Here is an 18,169-nt window from a genome sequence, read left to right on the forward strand (position 1 = left end):
GGTCTTGAAGATCGTGTCGTCGAAGTTGCGCGCGCCCACGAACCCGCCGGTATTGACGTCAACCGTCGTCAGCGCCTCGGTCTGGTCAACGATCAGGTACCCTCCTGACTTGAGATCGACACGGCGCCCCAGGGCTTTGGCGATCTCCTCATCAATCGAGAACAGGTCGAAAATCGGACGCTCACCCTTGTAATGCTGAAGTTTCTCGGCGGCCGCCGGCATGAACTCGCGGCCGAAAGCGCGCAATGCCTCGAACTGCTCCCCCGAATCGACCCGGATCGACTGCGTCGATTCACTGACCAGATCGCGCAGTACGCGCTGCAGCAGGTTCAGGTCGAGGTGCAGCAGCGACTTCGGCGCCAGACGCAGGGATGCATCCTTGATGCGCGTCCAGGTCTTTCGAAGGTAGGCAATGTCGTCAGCCAATTCGGCGTCTGAGGCATCCTCGCCGTTGGTACGCAGGATGAAGCCACCGCCCTGCTCACCGACCAGCGCCTGCAGGCGCGCACGAAGGTCATCGCGCTGCGCCACAGGGATCTTCTGCGACACCCCCAGATGGTCATCCTGCGGCAGAAACACCAGCAGACGCCCGGCAATGCTGATCTGGGTCGACAGGCGAGCCCCTTTGGTACCAATCGGGTCCTTGATCACCTGCACCATCAGCGCCTGGCCCTCGAACACCTGTTTCTCGATCGGAATCTGCGGCTGTGCCGCACGTGAGGCACTGAGCGACTCGCCTTCAGCCGGCGGGTGCCAGACGTCAGCCACGTGCAGAAAGGCTGCACGCTCCAGACCGATGTCGATGAAGGCCGATTGCATGCCCGGGAGCACGCGCACCACCTTGCCTGCGTAGATGTTGCCAACCAGACCGCGTTCCAGAGTGCGTTCAACGTGCAACTCCTGCACGGCACCGCCTTCGATGATGGCTACGCGGGTTTCCTGGGGCGTCCAGTTGATGAGGATGTCTTGTGAGCTGGGCATGCCCGCAATTTACAGCATGCGGCGCAAGCTGATGTTGTCCAGCACATGCCAACCAGGCTTGCCGACAGCCCCGGATGCAATCAACCCTGCCGCCACCTGTTCCACCCGTACGGGCTTGTACCGAGCAGGCATGAGGAAACCGAACTTCAAGCCAATCCGTTCGCCCGGCCGAACCTCGGCGCGCTCGCCCACCAGCAAGGAAGGCTGAGCCACCGAGACATGCTCGAAACCGATGGCCTTGATGGCCTCTTCCAGCTCGCCTTTGACGCGGTTGTAGAACACGCTGGAGCGCGCATTGGCCCCCAGGGCGCTGACCAACATGAAACGCTGAGCGCCCTCTGCCCTGGCCAGTTGGGCGATCTGCAAGGCGTAATCAAAATCCACCTGGCGAAACGCTGCCTGAGAACCCGCTTGCCGGATCGTGGTGCCCAATGCGCAGAACACCCAGTCAACATCGAACCAGTGCACATGGGCTTCAAGCCGATCAAAATCAGCCATGCAGATGCGCAGCTTGCCCGCACCTTCAACCTGGTTCGGGTCAGCGCGCAACAACTGGGCGGGGCTCATGTCCCGGCGCACCAGGGCGCGCACTTCAGCCACATCCGAGCGGGCCAGCAACTGGCGCAAGGCCTGCTGCCCCACCAGGCCGGTGGCACCAGCCAACAAGACGCGCGCGGGCGTGGCCATCATCAGAAGTGCCAGCCCAAAGGCTTGAGCAACTCGGCTGTATCGAACAAGGGCAGGCCCATGATGCCGCTGTAGCTGCCATCCATGTGCTGCGTCCACGCACCCGATCGCCCTTGTATGGCGTAGGCACCGGCCTTGCCCATGGGCTCGCCGCTGGCCACATACCGGCGGATCTCTTCGTCGTCCAGCACACGCCATTGCACATGGGACACGCTCAGGCGCATGGTGCCGTTGACCACCACGGCGGTCAGCACCTTGTGCGATTGCCCGGACAGCCTGGACAACATCCGCGCCGCATGAGCTGCATCCAGGGGCTTGCCCAGAATCTCGTTGCCCAGTGCCACCGTGGTGTCGGCACACAAAATGGGCGCATCGGGCCATTGGCCGTTTTTGGCACGGCGTTCGCGGCGGGCCACGGCGGCCTGCCATTTGGCCAGGGTCACGCGCTGAACATAGTCTTCGGGTGCCTCACCTGGGCGCTCTGCCTCCAGGGATTCGGCATCCTCGTCGGGATCGGGCAACAGCAACTCGTGACGCACACCGAGTTGGTCCAGCAATTGCCGGCGACGAGGGCTTTGGGACGCCAGATACAGCCAGGGGTCGGAAGATGAAAATGCAGGCAGGCTCATGCCCGCATCCTACGCCAAGGCCCAGGCTACTGCCGCGCCTTGTCACAAACACTGACAGGCAAGGCCATGGATGACAGCCAGATCAGGCGCTGCGGTGCCAGGCGCATGGGCCAACTCGCCTGAGCCACAGGCGTACCCCAGAAGTCACCGGCCAGATGCCGCAGGCCATCGGGCAGCTCGCTGGGTTTGTCCATGCTGACCCAGGTGGCCACACAGGGCGAACGATCTTTCACGAAATCGGCGGGTGGCGGCAAGTCCACGGAGCTGGCCGTCCAGGTGCTGTCTCGTTCGTTGACTTGCGACAGGATGCCCGCCAGATGGTCATCCCCCGTGATGATGCGCAAGGGCTGTTGCCCATAGCGAGCGTGCAACTCGGCCGACATCTGCTGAGCAGGACGGTCCGTCCAGCAATTGGTGCACCGTTGCGCATTGATGCCTGGCACCCACAAGCGCACCGCAGCCATGCCGATCGAAACCAGCACAAGACACCAGACCATCAAGGCAGCCCGCTCACGCCAGACGGCTCGGCCGTCTTCGGCACTGGCGTCCAGGGCCTGGAAGCTGCGCACACACATCCAGACAGTCAGACCAGGCACGACCGGCCACAACCACCTCGGGGTGAAATGCGAGGCCTTCATGGCCATCAGCACCAGCGACAGGATCACGAGCCCGAAACCTGTCTGCCACAGCAACCATCGGCTTCCGATCGAGGTGGGCGCATCGATCGGTGCGGCTTTCGCTCGCCATCGAGCAGTCAGCGCGAACAGCAACAAGGGCGTCAACAACAGGTACTCGAGCGACCCGGCCAGAACACGCGTCAAGGGACGCCACACAGGCTGGTGATCATCTGAAACCACGATCCGCCTGGCCAGCGCCACCGAGCCACTGGGCTGGGTCAGCCACCAATGCGCATACGGCGCAATGGCCGCCACGAACACCAGCAAGCCCAGACTCATCCAGATCAGGTGTGCACGCGGGGGCGGTGTATCCCCATGAGGAGCGGCCGGTCTGGTCAGGATCACGACCCACGCAGACAGCAAGCTCGACACGCACCACAGCGATGCATTGAGTTTGGAAAGGCAGGCAGCGGCAGCCAGCGCACCGACCAGCAGCCAATATGTCGGCTTTTGCAAGGCCGAGATCAAGGCCGCTGAAGCCCACACCGAGATACACGCCGCCAGTACGGTGTGCGTCAGGCTGTCATGCACCCGCCACATGACCAGCAACAAGCCCAGATGGGCCAGGATGACCCGCGCCTGGACGGAGCGGTCCGCCCCGCAAACCCGGGCCAGCGCCTGCACGCCAGCCAGCCAGCCAAGCAGACACAGATACCGAGAAAACTCCAGCACAGCGGCCCACGCCGCATGCTGAGGCTTGAGCCACAACAGCAACCATGTGTAGAGCGGGGGTTGGCGCGTGCCGTAGCCCATTTGCCAGGATTGGGCGAAGTACACCTGCTCGGCACTGTCGATGTCCAGCCCATCCGGGCTGAACACCTTGAGCAGCCCGTAGGCCAATACCCACAGGCCCACCGCCACCCATGCACTGAGCAGCGTGGGTTTCTTGATGAAATCAGGCACGGTGGTAAGGGTGGTTGTTGCGCAATGACCAGGCTCGGTAGAGCTGCTCCAGCAGGAGCACACGCGCCAGGGCATGAGGTAGCGTCATGTCGGACAGACGAATGGCCTCGTCAGCCGTCTTCTTGAGTTGCGGATCGATGCCATCGGCCCCGCCAATGACGAGCACGACATCGCGCCCATCGTTCAACCACGCTTCGGTACGCTCGGCGAGCTGCACGCTGGTGAGACGGGTACCGCGCTCATCCAGGATGACGCGCCGCACGCCACGATCCATGGCGGCCTCCATGCGCGCAGCCTCTGCCTGCATGATGGCCGCCACTGGCTTGCCCTCGCGCGGCTCGGCCTTGAGGGCCTTGACCTCCACCTTCCAGTCGGGCGGAAAGCGCTTGAGGTAATCCTCGCACGCTTCGTTCGCCCAATCAGGCAGGCGGTGACCAATCGTCACCACGGTGATCTTCATGGTTCAAGGCCCTTCAAGTACTACCGGGCAGAACGCTCAACGAGCCGTCTTCTTGGGCGCCGCCTTCTTGGCTGCCACCTTCTTCACAGCCACTTTCTTGGCCGCGACCTTCTTGACGGCGACCTTGCGAGCCGGCGCCTTCCTGGCCTCGGGCGCGTTCACCACGACCTTCTTCACGGTCGATGGGGCCTTTTTAGCGGCCACCTTCTTGGCGGCGACCTTCTTGACGGCCGGCGCCTTCTTGGCGGCAACCGGTGCAGCCTTCACGGCGGCCTTCTTCGCGGCAGGCGCCTTCTTGGCGGCCACCTTGCGGCCAGGCGCCGTGGTCGCAGCCTTCTTGGCAGCCGTCGTCTTGCCTGCAGCCTTCTTGGGCTTCACAGCCTTGCCCTCGTCGGCATCCGGCTCGGACGCCTTGACCAGACCGGCCTTGGCCTTGGTCTTGATCGCCACAGGCTTGTCACCCCAGATCTCTTCGAGCTGGTAGTACTGGCGGATGGCGGGCTGCATGATGTGCACGACGGCAGCGGCGCAGTCCACGATGATCCATTCGCCGTTGTCTTCGCCTTCGGAGCGCATGACCTGGAAGCCGGCGCCCTTGACCGCCTGGCGCACGCTGGACGCGAGCGCTTTGGTCTGACGGTTGGAAGAGCCGGTCGCGATGATCACGCGCTCGAACAGCGGCGAGAGGTGCTCGGTGTTGAACACGACGATGTCTTGGGCCTTGACATCTTCCAGACCATCGACGATGGCGCTTTGCAGTTTACGGATGTCCATTCAGCGGGGGGCGCCACCAGGGGCGTAGAGTTGATGGGTTGCAATATAACGCGCCACCGGTGCGGACACCAGTTCCGGCGCGAGGGAAATCGGATCTTCGCCACGGGCAAGCCGGGCGCGGATGTCGGTTGAAGAGATGGCCAGCGGGGGCAGAGGCAACACCACCACACGGTAGTCCAGCCCCTGCATCGCCGCGGGTGCCGCAGGCAGATCATGCCCTCTGCAGGCCACCGCCAGCGTCAGAGCTTGCAACAAATCGTGCCAGCCCTGCCAGGTAGGGAAGTTCGCATATTGGTCCTGACCGATGATCAGAAACCACTCGGTGGGTTCGGTGGCGGCCTTCTGCAAGGCCGTGACGGTATCGCGCGTGTAGGAAGGGCCCTCGCGATCCAGCTCGATCGGATCCACCTTGAAGCGCGGCTCATGCGCCGTGGCCAGCTCGACCATGGCCTGCCGATGCGTGCGAGCGGCCAACTGCCGCGCCTTCTGCCAGGGTTGCCCCACGGGGATCCAGCGCACCTCGTCGAGCTGAAGGTGGCGCAAGGCCACTTCCGCCAGTTCAAGATGCGCGCGATGCACCGGATCGAAGCTGCCGCCCATCAGGCCCACCCGTCGGGCCGAACGTTCAACAGAAGGTGAGGAAGACAACAACAGCGGACCTCAGACCCAATCCCGCGCGGGCAGGAAATCGGTGTACAGCCGGGCCTCGGCGCTGCCGGGCTCTGGGTGCCAGTCGTAGCGCCACTTCACGATGGGCGGCATGGACATCAGGATGCTTTCAGTGCGGCCACCGGATTGCAGACCGAACAAGGTGCCACGGTCCCACACGAGGTTGAACTCGACATAGCGACCACGGCGGTAGGCCTGGAAGTCACGCTCGCGCTCGCCATACGGCTGCTCGCGTCGGCGCTGCATGATGGGCAGATAGGCTTGCGTGAAGGCATCACCCACCGCACGGATCATGGCAAAGCCACCTTCGAATCCCAACTCGGAGAAGTCATCGAAGAAGACGCCGCCCACGCCACGGGCCTCGTTGCGGTGCTTGAGGAAGAAGTATTCGTCGCACCAGGTCTTGAAGCGGGGGTACTTGTCTTCGCCAAACGGTGCCAGGGCTTCCTTGCAGACCTGATGGAAACGGCACGCGTCTTCTGCCTGGCCGTAATACGGCGTGAGGTCCATGCCGCCGCCAAACCAGGCCACGATGCTGCCATCGGGCTTGTGGGCCGCCAGCATGCGCACGTTCATGTGCACCGTGGGCACATGCGGATTGCGCGGGTGGAACACCAGCGACACGCCCATGGCCTCGAACGGGCAGCCCGCCAGCTCAGGGCGATGCTGCGTGGCCGAAGGCGGCAGGTTCGGGCCCTTCACGTGCGAGAAGTTGCAACCACCACGCTCCAGCACCTTGCCCTCTTCGACCAGACGCGAGCAGCCGTCACCCTGAAGGCGCTCCTGCGGGCCGCGCACCCAGGCATCCTTGATGAAAGGCGTGCCATCTTCGGTTTCGAAGGCGGTGACGATGCGGTCCTGCAGGTCCAGCAGGTATTGGCGAACGGCGTCGGTGTTCAAGGCGGGCGTGGTGCTCATGAAAACGATGAGTTGGAATGAAGGCGCTGGATCAGCAAACCGATCAGCGAGCCTTGATGGCGCGCCAGCCGATGTCGGAGCGGTACTGCATGCCGTCGAACTGGATGCCGCGCATGTACTCGTAAGCACGCTGCTGCGCCAGCTTGGCCGATTCGCCCAGCGCCGTCACGCACAACACACGACCACCGCTGGTGCGGATCTGACCGTCTTCGCCCATCGTGGTGCCGGCATGGAAGACCATGGCGTCATCGGCTTCGGCGGGCAGACCGGTGATCACGTCACCCTTCTTCGGATCCAGCGGATAACCGCCAGCAGCCATCACGATGCCCAGGGCAAAGCGGCGATCCCATTGCAGCTCGATCTGATCCAGCGTGCCATCGGTGGCAGCCATGAACACATCGATCAGGTCGCTCTTCAAGCGCATCATGATGGGCTGGGTTTCGGGGTCGCCCATGCGGCAGTTGAACTCCAGCGTCTTGGGATTGCCGGCTGCATCGATCATCAGGCCGGCGTACAGGAAGCCGGTGAAGGGGATGCCGTCCTTGGCCATGCCGGCCAGGGTCGGGTTGATGATCTCGTGCATGGCCTTGGCATACACATTGGGCGTCACGACCGGCGCGGGCGAGTAAGCCCCCATGCCACCCGTGTTGGGGCCGGCATCGGCGTCCAGCAAGCGCTTGTGGTCCTGGCTGGTGGCCAGCACGGACACGTTCTTGCCGTCAGACAGCACGATGAAGCTGGCTTCTTCCCCTTCGAGGAACTCTTCGATCACCACACGGGCACCGCCCGCGTTGTGCGTCACGCCCAGCTTGTTGTCCAGCAGCATCCAGTCCACGGCCTGGTGCGCTTCATCCAGCGTCATGGCCACGACCACACCCTTGCCGGCGGCCAGGCCGTCAGCCTTGATCACGATGGGCGCGCCATGCTTGTCCACGAAAGCGTGGGCAGCAGTGGCATCAGTAAACGTTTCGTAGAAAGCCGTGGGGATGCCATGGCGCTTCATGAAGTCCTTGGCAAACGCCTTGGAGCTTTCCAGTTGAGCGGCCTTCTGCGTGGGGCCGAAGATGCGCAGACCACGGGCGCGGAACTCGTCCACGACACCGGCTGCCAGCGGCGCCTCGGGGCCGACCACCGTCAGGTTGATCTTGTTGTTCTGGGCAAAGTCCGCCAGTGCCTTCACATCGGTGACGGGCACATTGACCAGGCGCGGATCGCGCGCCGTACCGCCGTTGCCAGGCGCCACATAGACCTTCTGGGCCTTGGGGGACTGGGCCAGCTTCCAGGCCAGGGCGTGCTCGCGGCCGCCCGAGCCAATGACAAGAATATTCATGCTTTGCTCAATTCAGTTCAGTTCGGCGTTGTGGAACACATCCTGGACATCATCCAGGTCTTCCAGCACGTCCAGCAGTTTCTGCATACGGGCAGCATCATCGCCTGCCAGCTCGATCGTGTTTTCGGCGCGCATGGTCACTTCAGCCATTTCAGGTTTCATGCCAGCGCCTTCCAGGGCGTTCTTCACGGCTTCGAAGTCTGCGGGCGAACTCAGCACCTCGATGGAGCCGTCCTCATGCGTGAGCACGTCTTCGGCACCCGCCTCCAGCGCCACTTCCATGACCTTGTCTTCGTTCACGCCTGGCGCAAACAGGAACTGCCCCACGTGCTTGAACTGGAAAGCCACCGAGCCTTCGGTGCCCAGGTTGCCGCCATGCTTGCTGAAGGCATGACGCACTTCAGCCACGGTGCGCACACGGTTGTCGGTCATGCAATCCACGATGACGGCCGCGCCGCCAATGCCGTAGCCTTCGTAGCGGATTTCCTCGTAGGTCACGCCATCCAGGTTGCCCGTGGCCTTGTCCACGTTGCGCTTGATGTTGTCCGCGGGCATGTTCGCGGCCTTGGCCTTTTCAATGGCCAGGCGCAGACGCGGGTTCATGTTGACATCGGCCCCGCCGGCGCGGGCAGCCACGATGATTTCACGCGTGATGCGGGTCCATACCTTGCCGCGTTTTTCGTCCTGACGGCCCTTGCGGTGTTGGATATTGGCCCATTTGGAATGACCGGCCATGGCGTGTTGCTCCGGGTAATAGTCTGTTTTTGAATGACAGAACGCGCCCCGGCACAAGTCCGGTGCGCGCACAAAAAATGCTCAGTCAAAGCTGAGTAATACTGTGATTTTACCTTTCAGCCGGGTTGACCCTGATCAGGTTCCGCTCAGAATCGTCCGGCTGTCCGATTTCCACCCCATTCAGGCACCCACGATCATGGCCGATCCCATCCTGCTCGCCCGTCATGGCGACACCGAATGCCACCTGCTGCCCGCCCTGGCCAACCGCCACGGCCTGATCACCGGCGCGACCGGCACCGGCAAGACGATCAGCCTGCAGACCCTGGCGGAAAGCCTGTCCAAATCGGGCGTCCCCGTCTTCATGGCCGACATCAAGGGCGACCTGACCGGTATCTCGCAAACAGGCGCCGTATCGCCCAAACTCGCCACCATCCTGGCCGAGCGGGGCCTGGACAAACCCGAGCCGCTTGCCTGCCCCACCACGCTGTGGGACGTGTTCGGCGAGCAGGGCCACCCAGTACGCGCCACGATTTCTGACATGGGCCCGCTGCTGCTCAGCCGCATGCTGAACCTGAACGACACCCAGCAAGGCGTGCTGCAACTGGTGTTCAAGATCGCCGACGACAACGGCCTGCTCCTGCTGGATCTGAAGGACCTGCGCGCCATGCTCCAGCATGTGGGCGACAACGCCAGCCAGTTCACCACCGAGTACGGCAACATCAGCGCCGCCAGCGTGGGCGCCATCCAGCGCGGGCTGCTGCAGATTGAAGAACAAGGCGGCGACAAGTTCTTCGGCGAGCCCATGCTCAACATCGGCGACTTCATGCAGACGGTGGATGGCAAGGGTGTGATCAACATCCTCGCCGCCGACAAGCTGATGAACTCCCCCCGCCTGTACGCCACCTTCCTGCTGTGGATGCTGTCGGAGCTGTTCGAAACCCTGCCCGAAGTGGGCGACCTGGACAAACCCAAGCTGGTGTTCTTCTTCGACGAGGCCCACCTGCTGTTCAAGGATGCCCCCGCCGCGCTGGTGGAGCGCATCGAGCTGGTGGTGCGCCTGGTGCGTTCCAAGGGCGTGGGTGTGTACTTCGTGACCCAGAACCCGCTGGACGTGCCAGAGACGGTGCTGGGCCAGCTGGGCAACCGCGTGCAGCATGCCTTGCGCGCCTTCACCCCTCGCGACCAGAAGGCGGTCAAATCGGCCGCAGAAACCATGCGCGCCAACCCGGCCCTGGACATCGCCACCGCGATCACCGAACTGGCGGTGGGCGAGGCCCTGATCAGCCTGCTGGACGACAAGGGCCGCCCCAGCGTCACCGAACGCGTCTTCGTGCTCCCACCGGGCAGCCAGATCGGCCCGATCACACCCGAACAGCGCAAGGCCCTGCTGGCCAACTCGCTGGTGGCGGGTGTGTACGAAAAGATGGTGGACCGCGAATCGGCCTACGAAAAGATCAAGGGCCGCGCAGCCGCATCACCCTCGGGCCCCGCAGCCACCAATGGGGCCCCCAGATCCATGCGGGAAGAGGCCGCAGAAGCCATGCGAGGCGGTGCCGCGGAGGCCACCAGGGATGCAGCAACCGAAGCGGCAGGCACTGCTGGTGGCGGCTGGCTGGGTGATATCGCAGGCGGGCTGCTCAAAGGCAGCGGCCGCAAGGACTCCATCCTGGAGACGGTGGCCAAATCGGCGGCACGCACGATCGGCTCGACCGTGGGCCGCGAAATCATCCGCGGCGTCCTGGGCTCCATCCTGGGTGGATCAGGCGGCCGCCGCCGCTGACCCGCCACAGGATCTCAAACCGACTGTTCAGTGACCGCGGCGCCAGTTGCGGTCATCCTGACCACGCTCATCGCCACCTCGTGGTGCGATGACATACCCGCGCCCATCGTCACCCCTGCCGTCGTTCCAGGCGTAACGCTCATCACGGTCGTGATGATGGTGATGATGGCGCTCACGCCACCCCAACCACGCACGTGGCTCACAACGGCGAGGAGCCGGGTAATAGGCCACAGGCACAGGGGCGTACACAGCGCGAGGTTGCACAATCACCGGGGGCGAGTACACCACCGGACGAGGGGCATAAACCACAGGCGCAGGCGCATAGACAACCGGTGCCGGTGCATAGACACCACGCGGCGTGTTCGACACGGCGGTGGACACCCGGCCCATGCCCTGCACAGGCGCGTCCACGTTCACCGCCCAGTACACACCACCGCCCGCGTGAGCGTTGACCGAGGCGACCATCAACCCGGCCACCAATCCGGCCGACTGGACGAAACGGGACAGCGAGATCAGACGTGAAGTGTTCATGAGAGGCTCCTTATGAGCTCTCAACGGCCCAGCCGCCCAGGTGGACGACGTACCGGCCGCACAACTTTGTAAAGCTATGTAGCAGCCGGTGATCAGTGGTGATGGCCGTCCGTGCGCGCCAGGGCCATCAACTGATCCACCTCGTCCTTGTAGACGATGGTATTGCGGTGGTGCCAGTAGCCGATCAACCCCATCACACCCGCCACGACCAGACCGAACACGGTGATCGCGCCAAAGGCCGACAGGCCGGCCGAAGTAGCGCCGGCGTACAAGCCGCCCAAGGCCAGGATGCAGGCCTGCTCATTGAAGTTCTGCACGGCGATCGAGCGCCCCGCCCCCATGAGGTTGTGACCACGATGCTGCAACAGTGCATTCATGGGCACGACCAGGTAGCCCACCGTCGCACCCAACATGATCAGGAACGGCACAGCCATGGTCAGGCTGGTGATCACGTTGAGTCCCAGCATCAACAGGCCCATGGCCACACCCAGAGGGATCAACTTGGTGGCCAGCTCCAGCCGCATCGACACGGAGGCCACAACCGCACTCACGGCCGTCCCCACCACCACGACACCAGCCAGCGTGGAGGCCTGTGTGGTCGAATAACCCAGAGCAGCGGCAGCCCAGGGGAACACGATCACCCGCATATTGCCTGACACACCCCACACCAGCGTGGTGCTGGCCAGCGAGATCTGACCGAGCTTGTCACGCCACAGGCGCATGTTGCACACCCAGAAATCGCGGATCAGCTCGCCAAAATTGCCACCCATGGGCTGCAGCACCGCATCCGTGCGCGGGATACGCAGGTTGAACAGAGCTGCAACTGCGTAAAGCAGGATCATGGAGGCGACGGCCGCCTCCCAGGGCTGATCGACGCTGGTGTCAATGACGGGGAAATCGAAACTCAACAGGTAGGTTGACAACTTGATACCGACCAGTTGCCCGCCCAGCAACACGCCCAGGATGATGGAGCCCACGGTGAGGCCTTCAATCCAGCCGTTGGCCTTTACCAGTTGGGACGGTGGCAGCAACTCGGTGAGGATGCCGTACTTGGCTGGTGAGTAGGCTGCCGCGCCCAGCCCCACCACCGCGTAAGCCAGCAAGGGGTGCAAGCCAAACAGCATCAACAGGCAGCCGCCCACCTTGATCGTGTTGGCAATGAACATGACCCGGCCCTTGGGCAAGGCGTCGGCAAATGCGCCCACAAACGGCGCCAGCAACACGTAGAACAACGCGAACATGGGCGCCAGAAAGGGCATCTGCCACGAAGGAGCGTGGCTGAGTTTCAGCAGTTCTACCGCAGCAACCAGCAAGGCGTTGTCGGCCAGCGAGCTGAAGAACTGCGCCGCCATGATCGTGAAAAAGCCTTTTTTCATGCGCGAGCGTCGGGAAGATTCATATCGGAATGGTCCAAGTCCTGCCTGATGGCATGTGTCCGAGCCAAAGTCACTGATCACATCAAAGGCCGCCGGTTATAGCACGGCGCCCCATCCGTAACCGGATGCATCCCGTTATTCCTGTCAGGCGGGCACGCAAACAGGGGCCAGGCAAGCCCGACTTGGCGACACTGGCAAAATCACGCCTATGCCCCGCCCGCTTGAAGCCCTGATCCATCTCGACGCCCTCCACCACAACCTGCAGCGCGCACGCGAATGCGCCCCGGATGCCAACGTCTGGGCCGTCGTGAAAGCCAACGGTTATGGCCACGGCCTGAAACGCGTTTTCGAAGGCCTGCGGGCTGCGGACGGCTTCGCCCTGCTGGACATCGCCGAGGCGCAAAAGTTGCGCGAACTCGACTGGCGCGGCCCCATCCTGCTGCTGGAAGGCGTTTTTGACGCCCGCGATCTGGAATGGTGCTCGCGCCTGGGCCTGTGGCACGTGGTGCACAGCGACGAGCAGATCGACTGGCTGGCCGCCCACAAGACCGAATGGCCTCACCGCGTGTTCCTCAAGATGAACACCGGCATGAACCGCCTGGGCTTCAAGCCGCACGCTTTTCGCAATGCCTGGGCGCGCCTGAGCGCCCTGACGCAGGTGGACGAGATCTCGCTGATGACGCATTTTTCGGATGCCGACAGCCCGCGCGGCATCGCCCACCAGGTGGCGGTGTTCCAGCAACATGCCGGCGACCTCAGCGGCGAACGCAGCCTGTGCAACAGCGCCGCCACCCTGCGCCACGCCAGCGATCTGACCGTGCGCGGTGACTGGGTGCGCCCCGGCGTGATGCTCTACGGCGCCTCGCCCGACTACCCCGAGCACGACGCCAGCCACTGGAAGCTCAAGCCGGCCATGACGCTGCAATCGAAGATCATCGGCGTTCAGCATCTGGAGGCGGGCGACACGGTGGGTTATGGCAGCCGCTTCACCGCCAAGGGGCCGATGCGCATCGGCGTGGTGGCCTGTGGTTACGCCGACGGCTACCCGCGCCACGCTCCGGATGGCACCCCGGTACTGGTTGATGGCCACCGCGCCCCCCTGATCGGACGCGTCTCCATGGACATGATGTGCGTTGACCTGACGCATCTGCCAGCCGCGCACATCGGCAGCCCTGTCACCTTGTGGGGCATCGCGCCGCATCACGGGCCGGATGCGGCCCAACTGTCCATCGACGAAGTGGCCCACCACTGCGGCACGATCGGCTATGAGCTGATGTGCGCCGTGTCACCACGCGTGCCGGTTCAGGTACTCAATCACCCCTTCCCTTGATCCTTCGTGGCGCAGCGGTAGCCTGCCGGGCACCAAATCGGCACACTACTTGCGTCGATTCGGTGCCCTCGGGAAGTTCTCCGCGGGCGAACTGATTGAATGCACCAAAAAAATGGATATCGCTGCGGAACGACACATGGACATCGACCACCAACGCCATCAACTGCGCATGACCGTGCTCATGACGCCGGACATGGCCAACTTCTCGGGCAACGTACACGGGGGCACCATCCTCAAACTGCTGGACCAGGTAGCCTATGCCTGCGCCAGCCGTTATGCAGGCTGCTATGTGGTGACCCTGTCCGTGGACCAGGTCACCTTCAGGCAACCCATTCACGTGGGTGAGCTGGTGACCTTCCTGGCCTCCGTCAACTACACCGGCACCTCGTCGATGGAGATCGGCGTCAAGGTGATCGCCGAGAACATCCGCTCGCAGGTGGTTCGCCACGCCAACAGCTGCTTCTTCACCATGGTGGCTGTGGACGACGACTCCAAACCCACGCCGGTGACACCGTTGACACCGCAAACGCCGGATGAAATCCGTCGTTTCAACGCGGCCAAGTTGCGCCGCCAGTTGCGCCAGGAACTGGACCAACGCTTCAAGGCCATCCAGGCTGACGCCAGTCAGCAAGCGACCTGAACGCCCTGCACCTGATCCATGCCTGACAATCCAGGCATGGCCAAGGAAAAAACCGTCTACACCTGCAGCGAATGCGGGGGCATCAGCCCCAAGTGGCTGGGCAAATGCCCGCACTGCAGCGCCTGGAACACCCTCGAAGAAACACGCGCCGAGCCAGCTGCGGGCAAGAACCGCATGCAGGCGCTCGCCCGCGGGCTCAACGCGGCGCAGCCTGTCACCACGCTGGCCGACATCGAAGCGGCCGATGTGTCACGCACGCCCACCAGCCTGGAAGAGCTGGATCGGGTCCTGGGTGGCGGCATCGTCGCTGGTGGCGTGGTACTGATCGGTGGCGACCCCGGCATCGGCAAGTCCACCTTGCTGTTGCAGGCGCTCGACGCGCTGTCGCGCCAGATGCCCGTGCTGTATGTCACCGGCGAAGAAAGCGGTGCCCAGGTGGCGCTGCGCGCCAGACGCCTCGGTCTGGACGGCTCGCATGTGCGCGTGCAGGCCGAAATCCAGCTGGAGAACATCATCGCCACGCTGGCCGCCGAAAAGCCCGCCTTCTGCGTGATCGACTCGATCCAGACGGTTTTTTCAGATCAGCTCACATCGGCACCAGGCTCCGTGGCCCAGGTGCGTGAATGCGCCGCCCACCTGACGCGCGTGGCCAAGTCCAGCGGCTGCACCATGGTGCTGGTGGGCCATGTGACCAAGGAAGGCGCCCTGGCCGGCCCACGCGTGCTGGAGCACATCGTCGACACCGTGCTGTATTTCGAGGGCGACACGCACAGCAGCTTCCGCCTGATCCGTGCCATCAAGAACCGCTTTGGCGCCGTCAATGAAATCGGCGTGTTCGCCATGACGGACAAGGGCCTCAAAGGCGTGACCAACCCCAGCGCCATCTTCCTGTCTACCCACAGCGAGCCTGTACCCGGCTCCTGCGTGCTGGTGACGCTGGAAGGCACGCGCCCCCTGCTGGTGGAGATCCAGGCCCTGGTGGACGCCGGCGGCCCCAGCCCGCGCCGCCTGAGCGTGGGCCTGGAGCGTGACCGCCTGGCCATGCTGCTGGCCGTGCTGCACCGCCACGCGGGCATGGCCTGTTTTGATCAGGATGTGTTCGTCAACGCAGTCGGCGGCGTGCGCATCAGCGAACCGGCAGCCGATCTGGCGGTGCTGCTGGCGATACAAAGCAGCCTGCGCGGCCGCCCCTTGCCCAAGGGCTTCATCGCGTTTGGCGAAGTCGGGCTGGCGGGTGAAATCCGCCCTGCCCCGCGCGGTCAGGACCGCTTGAAAGAGGCCGCCAAGCTGGGCTTCTCGATCGCGGTGGTGCCCAAGGCCAATGCGCCCAAGAAGCCCATCGAGGGCTTGACCATCCACGCAGTTGACCGCGTGGAAGAGGCCATCGAGCTCGTGCGGTCGCTGATGTGATCAGCCCTTGATCGCCTGCTTCAGGTTCAGGCCCGAGGCGATCAGGGCGCCAAAGTAGACCACCGCCGCCCCCACCAGGCAGGCCGCGAGCGCGCCAATACGCAGCCAGGGTTGCTGACGCAGTTCGACCCACTGGATGTGCTCGGACGCGAACCACAGCCCTGCACCCAGCAGCGCCGTGGCGATCACGATGCGCACACTGAACAGCAACCAGCCCGGTGATGGCTGATAACGGCCGGCCTTGCGCAAACCGATGAGCAACCAGCCCGCGTTGACCAGCGAGCCCAGGCCGATGGACAGCGCCAACCCGGCGTGGCCCAGATAGGGCACGAAGATGGCGTTGAAAATCTGCGTGATCACCAGCACCGTGATGCCAATGCGCACAGGGGTCTTGATGTCCTGTGTGGCGTAAAAACCTGGCGCCAGCACCTTCACGCCGATCAGGCCCAGCAGGCCCACGCCATAGCAGGACAAGGCCAGCACAGTCTGCTTCACGTCATTGGGCGAGAAGTGCCCGTAGTGATAGAGCACCGCCACCAGCGGCTTGGAAAACAACAGCAAGGCCACGGCACTGGGCAGCGCCAGCAGCAACACCAGACGCAAGCCCCAGTCCAGCAAGGATGAAAACTGGTTCACATCACCACTGGCCTGCGCACGCGACAACTGGGGCAGCAACACCACACCCAGGGCCACGCCCAGCATGGCGGTCGGAAACTCCATCAGGCGATCGGCGTAAGTCAGCCAGGACACGGCGCCCGCCCCCAGGTGCGAGGCAATCTGCGTATTGACCAGCAGGGACACCTGCGACACGGACACCCCCAGCACGGCAGGCGCCATCTGTCGCAGCACGCGCCCCACGCCAGGATGCGCCCTCGCCTTGCGCCAGGCAGCCAGCGTCAGCCCCACCCGCGGGATCATGCCGATCTTCAACAAGGCAGGAATCTGCACGCCGAGCTGCAACGCCCCGCCGATCATCACGCCTACGGCCAGCGCGAAAACCGGCTCGGTACCGTGCGCCTTGAAGATCGGCGCCACGAACATGGCCGCACCGATCACCGACAAATTGAGCAGAACGGGCGTCACGGCCGGCACGCCAAAACGCCCCCAGGTGTTGAGGATGCCTGCGCTGAGCGCCACCAGGGACATGAAGCCGATATAGGGGAACATCCAGCGCGTCATGACGACGGCGGCATCAAACCCACCGCTTTCCTTCAAGCCCGAGGCCATGGCCCAGACCACAAAAGGAGCACCCACCACACCCAGCACACACACAATCGCCAGCACACCGAACAACACGGTGCCAACCGCATTGACCAGTTCATGGGTGGCCTGATCACCGTTTTTGGCACGGCTTTCAGCCAGGATGGGCACGAAGGCCTGCGAAAAAGCACCTTCTGCAAACAGGCGACGCAGCAGATTCGGGATCCGGAAAGCCACATTGAAGGCATCCGTGGTGGCGCTGGCGCCAAAAGCCGCCGCAATCAGCAACTCCCGAACCAGACCGGTGATGCGTGACGCCAGGGTCAACAGCGAGACGATGGAGGCAGATTTCAGCAGGCTCATGAGCCCATTATAGGAAGCGCCCCGCACGTGACTTGGCAAGGACGCTCAGTCGGGCTATAATCTTCGGCTTTCCAACCAACTTAGCCCTGTGGGGTGCGAATTGGCTGCCTTGGCAACATCATCGTTGCCCAACAGACAGGCAGACAGGCATTCGCAGGGCTCAAAAATCATGGCATCTGCATCCAAAGCCAAAAAGACCGTTCGTATTGCCTCGGGCCGCAAGCGCGCTCGTCAAGACGTCAAGCTGAACGCCGCCAACTCGGCTCTGCGCTCCAAGTTCCGCACCGCCATCAAGGGCGTGCTCAAGGCTGTGCAAGCTGGCGACAAGACCAAGGCATCTGAGGCTTTCAAGACTGCTCAAAGCGTGATCGACTCGATCGCCGACAAGGGCATCTTCCACAAGAACAAGGCCGCTCGCCACAAGAGCCGCCTGTCGGCCAAGATCAAGGCCATCGCCGCCTGATTTCGGTTCGCCGACGAGAGGCTTCGGCCTCACCCCACAAGGCTCGCTTCGGCGGGCCTTTTGTTTTTCCGCATGGTGACACAGGCAACCAGGAGCGAACAGGCACCATCGCGTGGCGCCATGCGTCAAATCAGCGAAGCATCAGGTGCGGCGAGGCGGATCGGGCAACAAACAGGCGTCAACCACCTGCAGATCGTTGTCTCGCGCAAAGTTCATGACGAAATCCCAGGCCATGGGCTCCAGGTCTCGCAAGGCTTCATTGACCACCACGCACTTCACATCACCCATGCTGGTGGGCACGCAGTACGGCGAA

The 18,169-nt window shown here is 63.5% G+C and carries 19 protein-coding genes; 5 read left to right on the forward strand and 14 right to left on the reverse strand.

Annotated elements, in window-relative coordinates; translation table 11 throughout:
* From VFW93_RS08010 to VFW93_RS08055, 10 genes are all read right to left on the reverse strand, one after another.
* The coding region (locus VFW93_RS08010) for a ribonuclease E/G (RefSeq protein ID WP_329693467.1) at positions 1-981 on the reverse strand (981 nt) is incomplete at its 3' end.
* A 9-nt stretch (positions 982-990) separates the two neighbouring features.
* Positions 991-1,671, reverse strand: a complete 681-nt coding sequence (locus VFW93_RS08015; RefSeq protein ID WP_329693468.1) for an NAD(P)H-binding protein — start codon at positions 1,669-1,671, stop codon at positions 991-993.
* Entirely contained in the window at positions 1,671-2,297 is a 627-nt protein-coding gene (locus VFW93_RS08020) for a Maf family protein (RefSeq protein WP_329693469.1), read from the reverse strand. The genes VFW93_RS08015 and VFW93_RS08020 overlap by 1 nt, the downstream gene beginning before the upstream one ends.
* A 26-nt stretch (positions 2,298-2,323) precedes the next feature.
* Positions 2,324-3,877 carry a hypothetical protein gene (locus tag VFW93_RS08025; RefSeq protein ID WP_329693470.1) on the reverse strand — a complete coding sequence of 518 codons (1,554 nt, stop codon included), beginning with the start codon at positions 3,875-3,877 and terminating at the stop codon, positions 2,324-2,326.
* Positions 3,870-4,337, reverse strand: a complete 468-nt coding sequence (gene rlmH, locus VFW93_RS08030; RefSeq protein WP_329693471.1) for a 23S rRNA (pseudouridine(1915)-N(3))-methyltransferase RlmH — start codon at positions 4,335-4,337, stop codon at positions 3,870-3,872. The genes VFW93_RS08025 and rlmH overlap by 8 nt, the downstream gene beginning before the upstream one ends.
* Positions 4,338-4,373: 36 nt before the next feature.
* A complete protein-coding gene (gene rsfS / locus VFW93_RS08035; RefSeq protein ID WP_329693472.1) occupies positions 4,374-5,111 on the reverse strand; it encodes a ribosome silencing factor in 738 nt (245 codons plus the stop codon).
* On the reverse strand, positions 5,112-5,759 hold the full coding sequence (nadD, locus tag VFW93_RS08040) for a nicotinate-nucleotide adenylyltransferase (RefSeq protein ID WP_329693473.1): 648 nt from the start codon (positions 5,757-5,759) through the stop codon (positions 5,112-5,114).
* A gap of 12 nt (positions 5,760-5,771) precedes the next feature.
* On the reverse strand, positions 5,772-6,698 hold the full coding sequence (hemF, locus tag VFW93_RS08045) for an oxygen-dependent coproporphyrinogen oxidase (RefSeq protein WP_329693474.1): 927 nt from the start codon (positions 6,696-6,698) through the stop codon (positions 5,772-5,774).
* A gap of 43 nt (positions 6,699-6,741) precedes the next feature.
* Entirely contained in the window at positions 6,742-8,028 is a 1,287-nt protein-coding gene (gene purD, locus VFW93_RS08050; RefSeq protein WP_329693475.1) for a phosphoribosylamine--glycine ligase, read from the reverse strand.
* A gap of 12 nt (positions 8,029-8,040) precedes the next feature.
* The gene (locus VFW93_RS08055) at positions 8,041-8,763 is read right to left on the reverse strand and encodes a YebC/PmpR family DNA-binding transcriptional regulator (RefSeq protein ID WP_329693476.1); all 723 of its coding nucleotides are present in this window, start codon (positions 8,761-8,763) and stop codon (positions 8,041-8,043) included.
* Positions 8,764-8,959: 196 nt separating this feature from the next.
* Here VFW93_RS08055 and VFW93_RS08060 point away from each other — a divergent pair, with 196 nt between their 5' ends.
* Complete coding sequence (locus VFW93_RS08060) at positions 8,960-10,543, forward strand: helicase HerA-like domain-containing protein (RefSeq protein WP_329693477.1); 1,584 nt, start codon at positions 8,960-8,962, stop codon at positions 10,541-10,543.
* 27 nt (positions 10,544-10,570) lie between these two features.
* On the opposite strand, the gene VFW93_RS08065 is transcribed toward VFW93_RS08060, so the two are convergent.
* Positions 10,571-11,074 carry a hypothetical protein gene (locus VFW93_RS08065; protein WP_329693478.1) on the reverse strand — a complete coding sequence of 168 codons (504 nt, stop codon included), beginning with the start codon at positions 11,072-11,074 and terminating at the stop codon, positions 10,571-10,573.
* A 92-nt stretch (positions 11,075-11,166) separates the two neighbouring features.
* Entirely contained in the window at positions 11,167-12,450 is a 1,284-nt protein-coding gene (gene lplT, locus VFW93_RS08070) for a lysophospholipid transporter LplT (RefSeq protein ID WP_329693479.1), read from the reverse strand.
* Between the two features lie 208 nt (positions 12,451-12,658).
* On the opposite strand from lplT, the gene alr reads away from it, so the two are divergent.
* From alr to radA, 3 genes are all read left to right on the forward strand, one after another.
* On the forward strand, positions 12,659-13,780 hold the full coding sequence (alr, locus tag VFW93_RS08075) for an alanine racemase (RefSeq protein WP_329693480.1): 1,122 nt from the start codon (positions 12,659-12,661) through the stop codon (positions 13,778-13,780).
* 142 nt (positions 13,781-13,922) lie between these two features.
* Positions 13,923-14,420 (forward strand): acyl-CoA thioesterase, encoded by a 498-nt coding sequence (locus VFW93_RS08080; RefSeq protein WP_329693483.1) that lies wholly within the window; start codon positions 13,923-13,925, stop codon positions 14,418-14,420.
* A 36-nt stretch (positions 14,421-14,456) separates the two neighbouring features.
* Entirely contained in the window at positions 14,457-15,830 is a 1,374-nt protein-coding gene (gene radA, locus VFW93_RS08085) for a DNA repair protein RadA (protein WP_329693484.1), read from the forward strand.
* Here radA and murJ read toward each other — a convergent pair whose 3' ends face one another.
* Positions 15,831-17,393, reverse strand: a complete 1,563-nt coding sequence (gene murJ, locus VFW93_RS08090) for a murein biosynthesis integral membrane protein MurJ (protein ID WP_329693481.1) — start codon at positions 17,391-17,393, stop codon at positions 15,831-15,833.
* Between the two features lie 169 nt (positions 17,394-17,562).
* On the opposite strand from murJ, the gene rpsT reads away from it, so the two are divergent.
* On the forward strand, positions 17,563-17,856 hold the full coding sequence (gene rpsT / locus VFW93_RS08095; RefSeq protein WP_329693482.1) for a 30S ribosomal protein S20: 294 nt from the start codon (positions 17,563-17,565) through the stop codon (positions 17,854-17,856).
* Between the two features lie 141 nt (positions 17,857-17,997).
* On the opposite strand, the gene VFW93_RS08100 is transcribed toward rpsT, so the two are convergent.
* The coding region (locus VFW93_RS08100; RefSeq protein WP_329693485.1) for a DUF3579 domain-containing protein at positions 17,998-18,169 on the reverse strand (172 nt) is incomplete at its 5' end.

The organism is Aquabacterium sp., from assembly GCF_036279675.1.
In the GTDB taxonomy this organism is placed as follows: Bacteria; Pseudomonadota; Gammaproteobacteria; order Burkholderiales; family Burkholderiaceae_C; genus Aquabacterium.